Origin of the sequence: Noviherbaspirillum soli, assembly GCF_015352955.1 — a bacterium.
Taxonomy (GTDB): Bacteria; Pseudomonadota; Gammaproteobacteria; order Burkholderiales; family Burkholderiaceae_D; genus Noviherbaspirillum_A; species Noviherbaspirillum_A soli.
In genome coordinates this window covers 1-16,647 of record NZ_JACYOX010000041.1, presented here as the reverse complement: position 1 = coordinate 16,647, position 16,647 = coordinate 1, and the positions used below count along the sequence as shown (strand labels likewise).

Genomic DNA, 16,647 nt, shown 5'->3' with positions numbered 1-16,647 from the left:
GTCATCTTAGGATTGCGCTGTTATACCGTCCAATATATCTTTCTAGCTGTATTTATACTTTGAAGGTCTTACAGGACATGGAACTGCGCCACCTGCGTTACTTCGTCGCCGTCGCCGAGGAGCTGCATTTCACCCGCGCCGCCGAGCGGCTGCACATGGGCCAGCCGCCGCTGAGCCAGCAGATCCGTCTGCTGGAGGAAGAAGTGGGCGCCCGCCTGCTGGACCGCACCCGGCGCTGGGTACGCCTGACCGAAGCCGGCCGCCTGTTCCTGGCCGATGCCCGCCGCATCCTAGCCCTGGCAGACCAGGCCAGCGCCACCGCCCGCCGGGCCGAACGCGGCGAAGTGGGCGAATTGCGCATCGGCTTCACCGCGTCCACGCCGCTGACCGACGTATTCAACCGGGTGGTGAATGCCTACCGCAAGCAGTATCCGCAGGTGACGCTGACGATGATCGACATGACCACGATGCGCCAGCTGCAAGCCATCACCGACCGTGTCATCGACCTCGGTTTCCTGCGTCCGCCGGCCGGCGAAACCCCGCCCGACATCCGCATCACCAGCCTGCGACAGGAGCCGCTGGTGCTGGTCGCGCCAGCGTCGCATCCGCTGCTGCGGCAGCGGGAGATCCGGGTGCGCGACCTGGCCAGCCACCCTTTCGTGACCTTCCTGCCGGACGCGGGCACTGGCATCCAGCGCCAGGTGCTGCAGTTGTGCCGGGAAGCGGGATTTGTGCCGGAGGTGGCGCTGCAGGCGGGTGAAGGGTCGACGATTATCGGGCTGGTGGCGGCAGGCTGCGGGATCTCGATACTGCCGGAGTCGTTTTCGGCGATTCGGGTGAAGGGGGTGCGGTATCGGCGGTTGGCAGATGCGGGGGCGGTGACGGAGCTGATGCTGGCTTGCCGGGAGGGGGATGGTGGGGAACTGGTGCGGGGGTTTTTTGAAATGGCGAAGGGGGGTGGTGGGGAAGGAGAGGTTGGGGGTGCGGTCCGGGAATAATAGGCAGGTTTGTTGAGCGGCGGCCTGACAATTTTGGCGTTTCGGACGCTTCGGGCAAAGCGGCTGCAGCATTAATGCCGGTAGCGGAAATGATTGGGGCTATCTGCCTATTCCTTTTTGTCTAGTGAGAACTCGGCAGCGTTTCCTTATTGTTCAGCGATGCAAATTGATGAAATTTTTTCCATCAAAAGCTGCGGTTTTCAATCAGCGCAAGAGACGATTGACTATGCCGCTGTTCGACGCACCAATCGTGATTACGCCCGACAGCTTTATATTTTCATTACTTTTTATTTAATAATAGCGTTCGGATCATTACGTTCGCAATATGGCGAAAGCTGACCTATGCACTCGAGGGCTGAATTTGAATGCATAACCCGGATTAGTCATGCAGGGTTATCCAACTGGACAATCAGGAAACAAAGCAATTCATGCTGGATCGACCGACATTCTTTCGGACACCCGACAAAATGCAACAGGGAAAAAGATAGGCCAGTTTCGGCGGAAAATCTTTTTATTTCAAAAAACAAAGCACAAGGCAAAGGCACACAAGAAGGCAGTTGCATGGCATTACTCTTCTTTATCCACGACAGTGTGGAAAGCGAAAAACAAATTGATGTCAATTGATGGAATTCGGGTTGGCCACCACGCTTCTTCTGCTTTTTGGAAATAATGGCGCAGGATTGCAATGAGGTTGTTGCAAGAATTCACATGCTCCCGCGCCGTCACATAGTCATAGGCAATTCCTTGCTTGATTGCGTTTTTACGCGGACCGAGACGTCGCCCCAACCGCCATGCCAGGCCAGGATCGGTGGGAATAAGAATTGACAACACGCCGCCATGCCTGAGCACCCTGAACCATTCTTTCAGCGCAAGATGCGGCTGATGGATATGCTCCAGCACATGCACTGCGATTAATCTGTCGACCGTACTATCCGCGTAAGCCAGATGATCGCCTGTCTGCGTCTCGAATTTAACGCGGTTGTCGTAGCCGGCAGCAAATTTTCTTTTGGCAACGTCAAGTGTTTTCGGGTCAACATCGGTCAGCACGTATTCGTTGAATCGATGGCGTATGAAGGGTAAATGCCCACCCGTACCGGCTCCGACTTCTACTACCTTGCTGAAAAAATCCTGCTCGGCATACGCGTTTTCGACCAATCTATGGCTGGCGCGCATAGCAAGTTTTTGTAAAGGACTTGAATAGTTTGACTCATCATAGACTTCGGAAAACCTTTCTCGGTAATCTAACCATGCTTTATCCTCGCCTTGCATTTTCATTTGCAATTTCCTCGTCGGACAAAACGAAATACCTATCGCGTCTGATGCGGTCAGAAAGCCGAATCAGGACTGATTAATATCATCATGAAGAAAACGCAGCCTGGGCTACAGATCATGATAAAGAGCAGAGCAGCAATATAGTTGTTCCGGCTCAAAATTCCGCGCCCGGATGTATAGACTGAAACTATCGACAAGGTAGAGTACAAAAATTATTTGGATCGGCGAACGACAAGAGTCGACCCGACCGACTGAAAATGGCCGGCTGTAGCATTATCTGCAACTCGCAAGTTCGACCCATTGGAGGCATTGGCCTGATCCTGGTGAATGACCGCTTTGTAAATTTCACCGGGCGATGTCGTATAAGAGTTGTTGAGATTTCTCAGAATCGCTGAAATAAGGGAGATTACCGTTATCCCAATCTTTTGAAACAATGTCGCGGCAGTTTGCTGGGACAACGTCGTGGAGAAAACCTGCCATGCTTAAGAAATTCGCCTTGTCAGCAGCATTGGTTGCTCTGTCAGGATGTGCATCGATGGACCGTTCGGACGCAGGCGTGCAACAGGGCATGGCGGCCTTTCGGGATGCGTTCAACAAACATGATTCGGCTTCCCTTGCCATGGTCTATGCTGACGACGCCCGGCTCATGCCATTCAACGTTCCCATGCTGACAGGCCGGCCAGGCATCCAATCATTCTGGCAAGCTCGCTTTAACCAGGGGCTATCGCATATAGAAAAGACGCCTATTGAAGTGCAGGTGCTTGGCGATACTGCCATCGAGATGAGCCGCTATGTCGTAACGCTGGGGGAAAGGAAAATCCAGGGCAAAGACATGCTGGTGTGGCGACGGGGGACCGACGGCAAGTGGCGCATCGCCGCTGATATCTGGAACAACGATCAACCTTTATAAAAACCGCCTGCTTTCGGTAACGAAGCGGTCGTCTGCATTGCCCGTGGGAAGACTGGTTGTGGTGGGTAAGCATCCTGCTGCTTACCCACCAAGTGCTACACCTCTGTCTGCTCGGCTATTTCAAGCGCATTGCCAACTTTAACGCCAGGGTAACTGACCATGGCGCGGCAGGACAGCCCTACCCTGGACGACATCCAGAACGCGCAGGCCGGAATGTCCGAAAAACGGAGCAACGCAGCCGGCTGCATGGGATTGGCAGCAACTCCTTGCTGCCATCAAGGCAAGCCTTGAGAATGCCGGCTGTTCCGCCGCCTTTTACGAAACCTTCAGCAGACCGAGCAAGCTCAGCGCTTCTTTTTCCGCCTTGAATGTATCGTGCGCAAACTTGGTATAGCCTTCTGTATCGAGATAGATCACTGGCTGGTCGAATTTTTCCAAAGTGGCGAGCACGAGTGGGTCTTCCAGCGACTTTTTGAATACATCATGCAGGCGCTTGGTCAAAGCCGGATCCATACCCTTGGGCGCACCGATGCCAAACGGGGAGTCGGACATGGTCTGGTAGCCGAGCTCCTGGAGGGTAGGCACATCAGGCCAGCGCTTGGTTCGCTTGCTGCCATAGGTCGCAAGCAGACGGGCGCGACCCTGATCGACAAATGGCCCCCAACCGGTTGAGTCGCTATGTCCCATTATGTGACCCCCGATCAATGCCTGCATGCCCTCGGCGACACCTTTGAACGGGACATGGGTCATCTTCACGCCAGCCTTTCGGGAAAACAGTTCTGCGATCAAGTGCGGCGTAGTCGTAGTGCCCGGGGAGCCATAGGTAAACTTTTCGGGATTTTCCTTAGCATAGGAAATCAGGCCAGCAAAATCCTTGATCGGAGACTGCGACTGCACCACCATGCCGAACGTATAACCTGTCAGGCAGGCGACATAGGTAATGTCCTGCAGCGGATCGAATGCCACCTTCTGGGTATGTGGTATGCGGAAAACACTGATCGGCAGCTGCGCCAAGGTATATCCATCCGGCTTGGCATTGGCGAGTTCGGCAGCGCCGAATATGCCGCCCCCACCCGGCTTGTTTTCGACGACGATTGTGCCGCCGAGCATTTTCGAAGCGCTTTCCGCAATGGATCTGACAACGACGTCAGTAGTTCCGCCGGCACTCCAAGGACAAATCAACTTGATTGGCCGCGATGGAAAACTTTGGGCGCGAACAATTGAAGGCGCGGTAACGATTGCAGTAGCAGCCAACGAGGTCTTTAGGAATGTGCGCCTTGAAAGCTTTAAGTCAGTCATGGTTTTGTCTCCTTCTTTGATGATTTTTTTAGTCGAATCTACACCGTTTCCTGGCATTGCTTGAACAGGCGCCCGGGCGGGGGATTGCGGATCACAATGTGCAGATGGTCACTTCGCGCCGGATCGATCCCTGTGGACACTAGCACTTTCAAGCCGTTAGCCAGTTCCGCTGTAGTCGTTATTGGTAGCGACACAATCGGCCGGCAAATTAATGATGTCGGCAGTAGCCAATACGCATGGACGTGTTTGAAATAATGTCGTTGTCTTTTTGTCTCCGTTATTTTTATGCATCGGACCCCCTTGGTCGCTGGTTGAGCGTGATACCGCTTATAAAAACGCATATGCCGCTTCAGCAGAGCCTTCCTGCTGGACGCCAAAACACCCGGTGTAAAAGGCTAAACCGGGTTTGATTATGGGACAGGATAGGTATTCGCACAACTTGTAGAACTTCGTTTCGCTGTGCGAAATTATCGGGAGATATTTTTCCTTTATGCAATTCAATCAAATCTTGGTCGAGTCCTGATAAGCGGCTTTTGCCTACCCCATGCGACCGACTGTCGACGGCCGGTTTCAGGCTATTCATTTATGGCCGAGCTTTCTTTAAAGACACTCAACGGAATTGACCAGAATGGACGGACTTGTCGTGGCTATTAAGGCTGACTATCCGGCAGGGACTACAACATGCTTACCGGTGCAATTCTGAACGTCCTTTATTCGGCGCTTGGCATGTAGCAGGTTTGGTGCCGTATTGATGATGTTAATGTTCCGGACGGCACTTGAATACCATGTTGGCGTTCACCGGGTGCGCCATATCCAGCTTGCAGACCGACACGCCGGCCTCACACGCCGCAGCGGCAAGACGCCTCTTGAACTCGACCGGATGGTTCGGTAGTCCCTTCCGTTACCTTGCCTAACTTCAGTGTCCAGGGTAGTTCCCATCATGAAAGTAGTGGGAACTGCTCTGGCGTGCGGCGCTGGCTACGCCCGCCAACTGTTCGGCCAGCAATTGTCGGATATCCTCGCCGGGCATACGGCGGCCACCAGGCCTAACTTGCGATTGCTCGACTGCCTGGCGAAACGCTTCTTCCTGCGTCTTGGGAAGTCGCTGTGGGCTCCAGCAATGGGTATCCCTGCTACACGGTCCAGGCCTTCATCGACAAACTACTTCAGCCATTGGAGGGACCGCACGAGGCGTGACGCGTAATACCCATTCCAATCCATAACGTCCTGGATGAAGTAAATGGATTTTTCCGTCTGGCAATTGCAGCAAAACTTTCTGGGTCAACATGCCCCTTTCCTGTCGAGGACACCGTTTTACTCAGGCATTTAGCCTGACTGCCTGTTCGTTAAACTTGGGATTTGCATTAATCAAGCCACCCGGCTAACCAAGCTTTTCGGGAGCATTTTTCGAATTTCCTCCGCCAAGACTGGCTTGCTATAGAAATAACCTTGGTACTCATCGCAACCATGTTCGCGGAGGAAATCTCCTTGCTCCACATTTTCAATGCCTTCTGCCACTACTTTCATTCGCAGGCTTTTGGCCATCGCAATGATTGCCTTGGTGATCGCCGCATCTTCAGTATTTTGCGGTAAATCACGAATGAAGCTACGGTCCACCTTCAAACAGGTCACAGGGAACGCCTTCAGATAGCTCATCGAAGAGTAGCCAGTACCGAAATCGTCAATCGCGAGCTGGATTCCAGCTGCCTTTAGATCGAATAATTTTTCAATAATGCCTGCCGAGGCTTCCATAAGCATGCTCTCGGTCAGTTCCAGTTCGAGATATTCTGGCTCGATTCCCGTTTTCTCGACGATCGCCAGCACGTTCTTCACGAAGTCGCGTTCTTTCAATTGACGGCCGGACAGGTTGACTGCCACTCGCAGTTTATGCCCGTCTTCATGCCATCTTTTCATCTCCAGACAAGCTTCCTGGATAACCCATTCCCCGATCTCCACAATGAGGCCGGTGTCTTCAGCAATCGGTATGAATTCTGCCGGCGTAATGATGCCTAACTCCGGGTGAACCCAGCGTATCAAAGCTTCTACCCCGCTGATTTGCCCGGACGTGACATCGATTTGTGGCTGGTAGTGCAGAACAAATTCTTCGCGTTCCATGGCACGCCGCAGATTATTTTCCATCGTGAAGCGTTTTTGTGCATTCTCCTGCATGCTTTGCTCAAATAGCCGGTAGGCGTTCTTCCCACCGTTTTTTGCGTAATACATTGCGGTATCCGCATATTTCAACAGGGAATACTTATCCTGTGCATCGTCCGGATACACGCTTACGCCGATGCTTGCTCCGATGTGCAACTCGTTTCCGCTGATTTCGATCGGCTGGGCCAAGGCGGCTAAACACTTTTCTGCAATCATCGAAGCAACGCTGAGTTCACTGACGTTCTCCAGGATAATGGCAAACTCATCGCCGCCGATACGGCAAGCCACGTCGCCGAACCGCACCGTATTGGCCAAACGCTCTGCTACCAATTGCAGTAATTTATCCCCGACGTCATGCCCAAGTGTGTCATTGACTGTCTTAAAATTATCGAGGTCAATAAACATCAGAACCGTCTTTTCCATGAATTTCTCGGAACGGGTGATGACGGACTCGAGCCGGTCGTTGAAAAAGTGTCGGTTATTCAGTCCCGTCACATTGTCGTAGTGCGCCAGGCGATCCAGTTTTACTTGGACGCGTTTTCGCTCCAAAATTTCCGCCTGGAGGTCCGTTTCGCGTTTCTGGATCCGATTAAGCATTCCGTTAAAAGCATCTGCCAGGGCCATTATATCCTGCGACGATTTTATCTCGGCGCGTACTGAGTAGTCGCCGTATTCAGAGATATTCTTACTTATCTCGGATAGCATCACTATCGGCTCCATGATTGAGCGCTGAAGGCGTGACAGCATCAAGTTCGCAATAGCTAGCACACCAATCATTACGGGGATGGTCACGAGCAGGTATAAGATAACCTGCTTGTAGAAACCTGTCATCTCAGTGTGCAGAACGACAGCACCCACCAAGTTTTGATTTAAGACAATGGGATAATGAAAAAATAGGTGCCTGAGTGAAATCGAATAGGAATTTTGCAGGCCGCGTGGAGAATCGGATTTAAAGACATAGTTCGGATCGCGGGAGAACGTAGCAAATTCATTATTGTTATTATCGTAAACAGCTGCAAACTTGATTTCACTTGCCGCATGCAACGTCGCCAAGATATCTGTGGCAGCCTTTTTGTCTCCAAAAACTATTGCTGCCGATATATTCTCACTGACCATTTTCGCCTGGGTTTCAGTCTGACGCACCAAGGAAGACGTGAATAGATAAATTTGAATGCCTAGAAGGAAAATCGTTGATAGCAGGATCACCGTTCCGCTTGTCACTAAATTCGCAATCTTGAGCTTCGAACTTAAAGTGTGCTTACTTGTCCATTCCGGCGTGGGCTTCATCAGTGAAGAAATATAGTAAAGTTTTAATAAACGGATTTTGCGAGGCGAATTACTTTCGAGCTCAATGAAATCTTGGCGGAATGTGCTGAATCATTATTGAATTCGAAGGCAATCTTGTTATTCTCGATATACAATTCGACCATGACTCCCTTTCGGGCGCTGCCTTCAACATCGCTGATAGTCATGACGCCAGCCTCTTTTCCCAGATTGGCAATTGCCAATATATTATCTGCTTCAGATAGAGCGACGAAAACGGCCTGGCATTGCTTGAATGCCTCGGTACTTGAGCGCGGATAGCCAATCGTCAGTTTGGACGAACCTATCTCCTTGCCTTCCAGCATATTCAATCCGCCGGAAAAAGGATCTCGACCTAGAACGCATAAACGGATCGTTCCATTGCCGGCACCGGGAAACGCGCTAAAAAGCATAACGTTGTACAGGAAAGCAGCTTTTGCAGCGTACTCATTCGGTACCTGGGCCGTGACAGGACAAAGGGGGAACGCGCCGATCATCACGATAAGTGTCTTGACTAAAAGGCGTGCCACGTATCTGGTCGGCATATTCAAAATTTATAAGTTGCAACGACTCGGAAATTCCTTCCGTTCTGCTGTATTCCATTCAAATAACGGGGCGGGCTGCTATTGTCAAAATGCTCTTCACTGGGCGAAGCCATATAACTTTTGTCGAGCAGGTTGTAAAGGCTTGCAGAAAGCTCGAGCTTATTAGCGAATTTCTGCGTTACCAGGGTGAGATTGACGATTCCAAAGCCACCGACCTCGCCACCGATTGGGGTTTTTCGCTTGCTGGTAAACTGATATTCAAGGCCAGCACGATAAGCCTTATCAAGAAAAGGCATGGTGTAGTTCAATTTAAATATCTGGCGTGGAGAATTAGTCAGCCATTCCCCATTGCCAGCACTGTTGGCATATTGGAAGCTGGCGCTGCTTTTCAGCCGGCTCCCGCCTTCGCGAACCCACTCGGCCTCCAGTTCCAGGCCTCGCGCTTTGGCCGCATCGATATTCGAAAAATACAGAAGCCCGTCTGCAGCATCAGTAGTCAGCGAAATAAGATCCTTGAACTGGTATTGGAACAGTGATGCGCTGGTTCTAAAGTTATAAGCGGGCGAATACTCGAATATCAGCTCTTGCGTGCGGATCTTTTCAGACTTCAAATCGGGATTTGTTTTATAAAGACTTTCGGTTGTGGCGTAATATCGTTCATAAGCATTGGCGGTACGAAATGCCGTTCCGTATAAACCCTTGATCGCCAATTCCGGAGTGGCTTTGTAAATGACGGCAATGCGAGGGTTGTTGCTGGCGCCACCCTCCGCATCAATATCCCGGCGAATTCCCAGATTAAGGATCAGGTTTTCCTGCAGCCGTATCTCGTCCTGGACATAGAAGCCAGATCCATGTTTCAGAACGTTGCTTTTTAGGTAAGAGTAGAACGGATTGATATCATAATTTTGCTGATCCCTTTTGAAGCTTTTGTTATATTCCGCCCCGTAGATGATTTTATGATTCCGAAAGCCGGTACTAACAAGGCGCAATTCCCCTCCCAGTGACTGCGCATTACCGAGATCCTTATTGAGGACGTCACTCTGTGCCGTATAAGCGTAGGCGCCGCTGTATCGATAGCTGTTCAGGTTGAGGTTGGCATATAAATCGAGCGTTCTGGATAGTTCTCGCTTGTAGGAAGCATAGACCGAAGCATATTCATCGACTGTTTGGCTCCGGGGATCGTTGAATTGCTGTCCATAGGAAGCGGTCGGGATTCCCTTTGTACGCTGGCTCAGGTATCCGGATACCGTGAAATCGCCCGCAGACACCTTGGCGAAGAGCTTTTTGTACCGGTCATAATCGAGACCGCGAGCGACACCATGATTGCTTTCGATACTGTCGAATTCAGGAAAATACAGATCCTGTCCCTTGCTGTTGAGCCCTGAAGCGCTAATCAGGAAATCCATGCCATTATCGAGCTTTTTTCCGTACGTAGCACGCCCGTACCGGGTATCGTAGCTTCCAAAGCGAGCGCTGAGCTCGCCTCCCTGAAAGCTTGCCCCGGATTTGGTGATGACATTAATGACGCCAAAAAAAGCGCTGCTGCCATATATTGCCGATCCGGGACCTGGAACAAATTCAACCCGATCAATCAATTCAACGTCGATCGGAAATTCTGTACCGGCGGCACCCGTGTCATATATGGCATCATTAGTGCGCTTGCCGTCAATTAATATCAGAAGCCGGGTATTAAAATCTCCCGGGCGCCCGATGCCGCGGGTACCAATGTAACTATAGTTGCGGTCATAGCTGACGTATATGCCGCGCATGCTCTGCAAAATATCCGCCAGTGATTGGTATCCGTAATCCTTGATATCCTGGGCGGTTACGACAGAAACCGACCCTGGCACGTCACTCACCTTCTGCGCAATCTTGGAAGCGCTCACAATCTCCATGTTAAAAATCTGATCGAGGCTCAGACTAGTCAGATCGGATGAATCATTGGCAAACGCCGGTCGGCACAAAGTGAGGCCTGTTATGGCAGCGAAGAGAAGGGAATTGGGCAACCTTGGTTGGGCCATTCTCTTAAATGCACGAAAGGGTACGTCGGGATGCAGAATATTCATGTTAATAGCTATTTCTAGCAGATAGCAGTGAAACGATGACGGGCTGTCTTCAAGCGCTCGAGCCGGAATCTCTCAGGTCAGCCGCAGACCTCATCGATACGGTCGCCATGCTGGATCGTGGTATGGGAAATGGCACCGCTGCAACCGGGACTTTCTTATCGTTTTTGTCATGATCACATCAAAAGACGCTTTCCTTTGAATCAGATACCTTGGACATGTCGGGAAAGCCCATTACTCAGGCTAAGCTCATTCACTGCGCGGATTATCTGGCGCGATTTTTAATACAATTTTTGTGGGCTGCCACAAAATGAAAGCCATAATATCGCAAAAATTACTTTTAGGAAATTTTTTTGATAAATTGTGATGCGGTTGTGCACTTACTCATTGGCTGATAACAAGAGCATCGGCGCAGGAATACGGGAGAGCGGAAGAAAACAAACAGTTAACGCTGGCTGAAACCATTTTTACGGCGTAGTAAACGATCAGGGAATAGTGCTGTGATGTTTATCGGAGGCGACGTCAAGCCAAGGCTGGGGGTAGCGTACCTAACCGATTGATTAAATTTAAACGAACCGATAATCAACTGAAGCAGTTGCTATCACGCCTTGGCTGGACATGGTTTCAACGTGGCTATGAGCACGCAATCGTCTTCGCCTTCCAAGATACTTCAAGTCAATGCAAGTTTGAAGACGCGTCGTCCCGCGTTATTTGGTGCCGAGCTGGAGCGGGCTTGCACGGCAAAAGTCCGCGTGCGTTTACTGGAGGGCGACGCGGCAGAGGTTCATGGTACGCGTCGGGTTCGCCTATGACTGGCGTGGTCCTATCCCCTGAAGCACATGTTCCTGCATGCCAAAGCCAACGGGGGTAGAGGAGGGTTGCATACAGGGCGTCCGAATTTCGAGTCTGACCGGATTGCAAAGGCAACGCTCCAACACCTTGTTCTTTTCGTGTCAGGGTCACAGCCTGCTCACGATCGCATCGTGCAATGGCCAGGCAAGCCAATTTTGGTTGAACGCTTCAGGACAGAAGCGGTGGACGGCGCGTTGGCCGTCCACCGCAGACCCGCTTACGGTGCGGGCAGAATCACCTTGTCCAACACGTGAATGACGCCATTCGAGGCAAGCACGTCCGTGGCGACAATGTTCGCCTGTCGGCCACGCTGATCCGTGATCGCCAATGCCGGACTGACTGTGAACGTCTCACCCTCGACGGTCTTGATCGGCGTATTGATAGGCACACTGCCTTTTAATACCAGTCCCGGAACTACGTGGTAGGTCAGCACTTTCGTCAGCAGCGGTTTATTCGCCAGCAGTTGCTCCTTGGTGAGGCCCAACTCCGTTAACAGCGATGCGAATGCGGCGTTGGTTAGTGCGAAAACCGTGTAAGGCCCAGGGGCGCTGAGTGTGTCAACTAACGCTGCGGCTGTAACGGCTTCAACCAGGATGCTGAAGTCAGGGGTGGCAATGGCCGTTTGCACGATGGTCTTGTCGGCAGGCAGAAGCACTTTATCGATGGCATGAATGACACCGTTCGAGGCGGCAATATCGGCCTGGACGATTTTGCTCGTCCGATTGCGTCCATCCGTAATCACCAGGCTGGCGCCGACTTTGTCGATCTTGAAAAAGCCGCCGCCGACTGGATTGATGGCCTTGTTCAGGGGAACCGAACTGCTCGGGATTTGCCCGGCCACGACATGGTATTGGAGCACCGCGGTCAACAACGGCTTGTTGGCCAGCAGTTGTTCCTTGGTCACCCCCAACTCACTGAGCAACGCTGCAAATGCATCATTGGTAGGCGCAAATACGGTTGCCGGGCCGGGTGCGGCCAATGTATCGGTCAGGCCAGCCGCCTGAACCGCTTCGACCAAGATACTGAAACGACTGTCGCCTTGGGCGACTTGCACGACATTTCCGGGGTGGTCATCACTTCCACCACCGCAACCGGCCGTGAAGGCTAGCAGCAAAGCACTTACAAATCCTGTGATCCAGCGTAGCATGATCGTCCTCCAGAGAATTGGAATCAGTTGATGAGTTGTAGATGGATTTCAAGGTATTACGATGTCAACTGCCGCCTTCCCTCCCTTAGCTGAGATTGATAAAAAGTCACACGACTTCCGGGTAAAAATTCAGGCAGCGGTGCAATGTCTTTAGTGCTTTCAAAGTCGTGCCGCACGGCGCGCGGAGCATGCTTATCAAGCATTCAAGGCAATTTACCAGTCGACGGCGCAACGCCAGCGCCGCCCATATCTGTCCTGGACAAATTACAGTCTTAAGATTTGCGTATTGCGCCGAAAAGGCTTGCGAGGCGGCATGCTTCAAGCCAAACATCATGCCTTGGCACAGGCTGGAATCGGGTAGGCCACAGGTCAGCCCTAGCCGCTGCTGCTGCTTCACGCTACATGACCAGTCGTCCACTGGACCACGTAGAAAAGGGGGAAAAACGCAGCGGCGCTTCAATGAAAGCAGAGTTTGCCCGCTCAGGCCGGTTTCGGGTCTGACAAGTACAATCGACAGGCCGGCTTCACTGGAGGTGGTCGGTTTCGAAGTCATCAGGAATGTCACGAAGTTTATTATCAATAGACTCTGCGGAACCGATTGTCTATGTCAAATATGGGTTTGTCTAGTATTCAAATGGTAATTTTCTACTCTTGTTCCAGGAAAGATTTACCTAAGATTTGCTTAAGCATCTCCGCAATGGATTTCCATTCAGCAATTAATCATCAAACGGAGATATATTGATTCCCGCAATGCCACGGCTTGGCAGTGAAGGACTTGAGTTCCGTGTCGCGCTTTACATCCCCTATCGGGACCGGCGCACATCCTATGAGGCTGGTGCTACCACCGCTTCATTTCAAATCGACCATGAAAATGCGGAACTTTCGCCACCTCCACCCTTCAAATACTGTACATATAAACAGTAATCTGGAGAAATACATGGACAAGCACACCCAAGACCAAGCCGATCACAGCAACATGGTGAAGGACCCGAAAGACTGGACCACCGGCGACGAGCCGATGACCGGGGCGCAGAAGTCCTATCTGAAAACCCTGTCGGAGGAAGCCGGCGTGGAGATGGACGAGACGCTCAGCAAGGCCGATGCGTCGAAGCGGATCGACGAGCTGCAGCACAAGACCGGGCGCGGTCTGGAAGAAACGAAGTAGGCGCGGTAGCCAGGCGGGCATGTGATGCACTCCCGCTTGGCTTGCCGGGCAAGCATCCGAACCTGGCAATCGCGCAGGGTTAACTAAAGCGGATTAAAGCAACTTAAAGGGCAAGCCCTACCGGCCCTTTAATCCTTGCCTGTCAGCCAGGCAATTGCCCACATTCCAGCCATATAACCATTCCATCGCGTCGTAGAAGCGTTCCGGCGTGCGGCCCTTCCACAGGTCGTTGCGCACCAGGCGCTCCACGCCCTTGGCGTGGAATATGCGGCCCATCTCCCGGGCCGACAGCACCACCCGCGCGGTGCGCGCCACCCGTGAGCGCTGGTACAGGTCGAAGGCCTTGCCGATGTCGTTGCCGTTCACCCGCAGCGCTTCGCCCAGCGTGACCGCGTCTTCCAGCGCCATGCAGGCGCCCTGGGCAAGGTACTGCAGCGTGGCATGGGCGGCGTCGCCCAGCAGCGTGACTCGGCCGAAATTCCATTGGGCGATCGGCTCGCGGTCGGCAGTGGCCCAGCGCTTCCAGTCCCTGGGCAGGTCGATCAGCTGGCGTGCCTTCGGGCAGATGCCTTCGAAATAACTCTGCACTTCCTCGCGGCTGCCTTCGCGCACGCTCCACTCCTCCTTCTCGCGGCTGTGGAAGGTCACCACGACGTTGTACTGCTCGCCGCCGCGCAGCGGATAGTGCACCAGGTGGCAATTCGGCCCGACCCAGATGCTGGCCGCGTTCCAGCGCAGGTCGGCCGGGAAGTTCTCGCGGTCTACCACGGCGCGGTAGACCACGTGGCCCGAGACCCGCGCCTCGTCGCCGACATACTGGCGCCGTACCGCCGACTTCACGCCATCAGCGCCGATCAGCGCCAGGCCGCGGTGCCGGTTGCCGGCGCCGTCGAAGACCGTGACGCCGGTCTCGTCCTGCTCCACCCGCTGCACCGCGGTGGACGTCAGCAGTTCCACCAGGCCCGATTCCCTTACGCCTTCCAGCAGCGACATGTGGACATCGGCGCGGTGGATCACCGCGTAGGGGTTGCCGAAGCGCTGGCGGAATGCCTCGCCGGTGGGAATGCGGCCAACCAGGGTTTCATCGAGCGCGTCATGCATCACCATTTCGTCGATATAGACGGCCCGGCCGCGCGCCTTCTCGCCCATGCCCAGCGCATCGAACGCGGAAAACGCGTTCGGCCCGAGCTGGATGCCGGCGCCGATCTCGCCCAGCTGCGCCGCCTGTTCCAGCACCTTGACCGCAAAGCCCTGGCGCACCAGGGCCAGCGCGGCCGCCAGGCCGCCGATGCCGCCGCCGGCGACCAGTACGGGAAGGGGTTCGGATGTCTGCTGCATGTTGTCTCCAATCGCCGCGGAAGCGGCTTTGTGTTGCTGGCTGAATGGAGAGCGAGTTTCGGCTCCGCCTATTATTCCGTCAAGCGCGTGGCTTAATATGCCGGATTGTATTTTTCAATAATGGTGAGGGAAGGAAGCTGCATGGCCAAGCTGGACCTGGAATGGCTCAACCTGTTCGACGAGATCTACAAGACCGGCAGCGTGTCGCGCGCGGCCGAGCGGCGCGGCATGGCGCAGGGCACGGCCAGCATCGCGCTCAACAAGTTGCGCCGGCATTACGGCGACAGGCTGTTCTGCCGCACGTCGCGCGGCATGGAGCCGACGCCGTTCGCCAGCGGGATCTATCCGGCGCTGCGGGATGCGATGGCGATGCTGGAACGCACCCATGGCGCCCGCGAGGCCTTCGACCCGGCCAGCGCGCGCCGCGTCTTTCGCCTGCTGATCACCGACATCAGCGAGATCGTGCTGCTGCCCACGCTGCTCAATCATTTGCGCAAGGCGGCGCCCGGCGTGCATATCGAGATCGAGAAGATTTCCACCGATAGCCCGCGACGGCTGGAAAGCGGCGAGGCCGACATCGCGGTCGGCTTCATGCCCGACCTGGAGGCGGGCTTTTATCAACAGACGCTGTTCACCCAGGACTTCGTCTGCCTGGCGGCGAAGAACCATCCCCGCATCGGGGAAAGACTGGGCAAGGCCGCTTTCCTGAAGGAAGCCCATATCGTCGTCGGCAGTTCCGGCACCGGCCATTCCATCGTCGACAGGACACTGGCGCAGCAGGGCCTGCAGCGGGAAGTGGTGTTGCACCTGCCCAGCTTCCTCGGCGTGTCCCGGATCGTGGCGCAGACCGAGCTGCTGGTGATCGTGCCGAGGCGGCTGGGCAACACGCTGGCGTCGCAGGAAGCGATACGCTTGCTGCCGCCGCCGGTCAAGCTGCCTTCCTATGCGGTCAAGCAGCACTGGCATGAACGGTTTCATGCGGATGCGGGCAATGTCTGGCTGCGGCGCACGCTGGCCGGGCTGTTTGGCGGGCCGGCTTGAGGCGATCACATCAGCCGACCCGGAGGCAGGGCGCATGCGCTTGCCCGGGCCGGTCCGGCGGGGCTACAGTCGGCATGGTGCAACATACGCTGTGCGTTGCACCGTGGGCGTTTGCGAGGATGCTCTTTGCCGCCGGTTTGCGTGCTCGACCTGCGCGTAATGCCCCTGCGGGGTATTACGCCCTACGGGATTGCTGCGGGAAGCGGAGGCCCCTTTGGGTGCAATACCCGAAGGGCATTGCACCGTGGGCGTTTGCGAGGATGCTCTTTGCCGCCGGTTTGCGTGCTCGACCTGCGCGTAATGCCCCTGCGGGGTATTACGCCCTACGGGATTGCTGCGGGAAGCGGAGGCCCCGTCGGTAGATACTGTTATGCCCGTCAAGCTCCATGTAACGTTGGATCAAAGGCCTTGCGTGACTTAAGCACGCCAAAGGCCACATGGATGAGCTTGCGCATCATGGCGCCGATGATGAGCATGGGCGGCTTTCCCGCCGTAGCCAGGCGCTGGCGGAACACGGCGCCCCATGCTGTCCTGTGCAAGGCCACCATGGCAGGCATGTAG

General features: G+C 54.1%; 12 protein-coding genes and 1 pseudogene. 4 read left to right on the top strand and 9 right to left on the bottom strand.

What is annotated here, in order from left to right; genetic code table 11:
• Positions 1 to 59: 59 nt before the first annotated feature.
• Entirely contained in the window at positions 60 to 998 is a 939-nt protein-coding gene (locus IGW04_RS21875; protein WP_228527304.1) for a LysR substrate-binding domain-containing protein, read from the top strand.
• A 567-nt stretch (positions 999 to 1,565) separates the two neighbouring features.
• On the opposite strand, the gene IGW04_RS21870 is transcribed toward IGW04_RS21875, so the two are convergent.
• Complete coding sequence (locus IGW04_RS21870) at positions 1,566 to 2,273, bottom strand: class I SAM-dependent methyltransferase (RefSeq protein WP_228527303.1); 708 nt, start codon at positions 2,271 to 2,273, stop codon at positions 1,566 to 1,568.
• Positions 2,274 to 2,748: 475 nt separating this feature from the next.
• On the opposite strand from IGW04_RS21870, the gene IGW04_RS21865 reads away from it, so the two are divergent.
• Positions 2,749 to 3,180 (top strand): YybH family protein, encoded by a 432-nt coding sequence (locus tag IGW04_RS21865; protein WP_194715221.1) that lies wholly within the window; start codon positions 2,749 to 2,751, stop codon positions 3,178 to 3,180.
• 315 nt (positions 3,181 to 3,495) lie between these two features.
• On the opposite strand, the gene IGW04_RS21860 is transcribed toward IGW04_RS21865, so the two are convergent.
• The 6 genes from IGW04_RS21860 to IGW04_RS21835 all read right to left on the bottom strand — a co-directional run bounded on the left by IGW04_RS21860 (position 3,496) and on the right by IGW04_RS21835 (position 13,095).
• Positions 3,496 to 4,479, bottom strand: a complete 984-nt coding sequence (locus tag IGW04_RS21860) for a Bug family tripartite tricarboxylate transporter substrate binding protein (protein ID WP_194715220.1) — start codon at positions 4,477 to 4,479, stop codon at positions 3,496 to 3,498.
• Positions 4,480 to 5,847: 1,368 nt separating this feature from the next.
• A complete protein-coding gene (locus IGW04_RS21855; protein WP_194715219.1) occupies positions 5,848 to 7,920 on the bottom strand; it encodes an EAL domain-containing protein in 2,073 nt (690 codons plus the stop codon).
• A gap of 23 nt (positions 7,921 to 7,943) precedes the next feature.
• Entirely contained in the window at positions 7,944 to 8,432 is a 489-nt protein-coding gene (locus IGW04_RS21850; protein ID WP_228527311.1) for a YfiR family protein, read from the bottom strand.
• A 50-nt stretch (positions 8,433 to 8,482) separates the two neighbouring features.
• Positions 8,483 to 10,546, bottom strand: coding sequence for a TonB-dependent receptor plug domain-containing protein (locus IGW04_RS21845; RefSeq protein ID WP_194715217.1), 2,064 nt, complete (start codon positions 10,544 to 10,546; stop codon positions 8,483 to 8,485).
• A gap of 1,066 nt (positions 10,547 to 11,612) precedes the next feature.
• Positions 11,613 to 12,542 carry a fasciclin domain-containing protein gene (locus tag IGW04_RS21840; RefSeq protein ID WP_194715216.1) on the bottom strand — a complete coding sequence of 310 codons (930 nt, stop codon included), beginning with the start codon at positions 12,540 to 12,542 and terminating at the stop codon, positions 11,613 to 11,615.
• A 106-nt stretch (positions 12,543 to 12,648) separates the two neighbouring features.
• Positions 12,649 to 13,095: a hypothetical protein gene (locus IGW04_RS21835; RefSeq protein WP_194715215.1), complete on the bottom strand. Its 447-nt coding sequence runs from the start codon at positions 13,093 to 13,095 to the stop codon at positions 12,649 to 12,651.
• Between the two features lie 384 nt (positions 13,096 to 13,479).
• Here IGW04_RS21835 and IGW04_RS21830 point away from each other — a divergent pair, with 384 nt between their 5' ends.
• Positions 13,480 to 13,707 carry a DUF3072 domain-containing protein gene (locus tag IGW04_RS21830; protein ID WP_194715214.1) on the top strand — a complete coding sequence of 76 codons (228 nt, stop codon included), beginning with the start codon at positions 13,480 to 13,482 and terminating at the stop codon, positions 13,705 to 13,707.
• 117 nt (positions 13,708 to 13,824) lie between these two features.
• On the opposite strand, the gene IGW04_RS21825 is transcribed toward IGW04_RS21830, so the two are convergent.
• Positions 13,825 to 15,045: a 3-hydroxybenzoate 6-monooxygenase gene (locus tag IGW04_RS21825; RefSeq protein ID WP_194715213.1), complete on the bottom strand. Its 1,221-nt coding sequence runs from the start codon at positions 15,043 to 15,045 to the stop codon at positions 13,825 to 13,827.
• Between the two features lie 141 nt (positions 15,046 to 15,186).
• Between IGW04_RS21825 and IGW04_RS21820 the strand changes: the two genes are divergently transcribed.
• Positions 15,187 to 16,086 (top strand): LysR family transcriptional regulator, encoded by a 900-nt coding sequence (locus IGW04_RS21820; RefSeq protein WP_194715212.1) that lies wholly within the window; start codon positions 15,187 to 15,189, stop codon positions 16,084 to 16,086.
• A gap of 377 nt (positions 16,087 to 16,463) precedes the next feature.
• Here the strand turns inward: IGW04_RS21820 and IGW04_RS21815 are convergent.
• Positions 16,464 to 16,647, bottom strand: a pseudogene (locus IGW04_RS21815) (IS110 family transposase); the annotation flags it as partial.

What these genes read in the sequence shown, in the direction of transcription:
- IGW04_RS21870 (WP_228527303.1), bottom strand. Translation starts at nt 2,273, where the DNA reads ATGAAAATGCAAGGCGAGGATAAAGCATGGTTAGATTACCGAGAAAGG.
- IGW04_RS21865 (WP_194715221.1), top strand. Translation starts at nt 2,749, where the DNA reads ATGCTTAAGAAATTCGCCTTGTCAGCAGCATTGGTTGCTCTGTCAGGA.
- IGW04_RS21860 (WP_194715220.1), bottom strand. Translation starts at nt 4,479, where the DNA reads ATGACTGACTTAAAGCTTTCAAGGCGCACATTCCTAAAGACCTCGTTG.
- IGW04_RS21855 (WP_194715219.1), bottom strand. Translation starts at nt 7,920, where the DNA reads ATGAAGCCCACGCCGGAATGGACAAGTAAGCACACTTTAAGTTCGAAG.
- IGW04_RS21850 (WP_228527311.1), bottom strand. Translation starts at nt 8,432, where the DNA reads ATGATCGGCGCGTTCCCCCTTTGTCCTGTCACGGCCCAGGTACCGAAT.
- IGW04_RS21845 (WP_194715217.1), bottom strand. Translation starts at nt 10,546, where the DNA reads ATGAATATTCTGCATCCCGACGTACCCTTTCGTGCATTTAAGAGAATG.
- IGW04_RS21840 (WP_194715216.1), bottom strand. Translation starts at nt 12,542, where the DNA reads ATGCTACGCTGGATCACAGGATTTGTAAGTGCTTTGCTGCTAGCCTTC.
- IGW04_RS21835 (WP_194715215.1), bottom strand. Translation starts at nt 13,095, where the DNA reads ATGACTTCGAAACCGACCACCTCCAGTGAAGCCGGCCTGTCGATTGTA.
- IGW04_RS21830 (WP_194715214.1), top strand. Translation starts at nt 13,480, where the DNA reads ATGGACAAGCACACCCAAGACCAAGCCGATCACAGCAACATGGTGAAG.
- IGW04_RS21825 (WP_194715213.1), bottom strand. Translation starts at nt 15,045, where the DNA reads ATGCAGCAGACATCCGAACCCCTTCCCGTACTGGTCGCCGGCGGCGGC.
- IGW04_RS21820 (WP_194715212.1), top strand. Translation starts at nt 15,187, where the DNA reads ATGGCCAAGCTGGACCTGGAATGGCTCAACCTGTTCGACGAGATCTAC.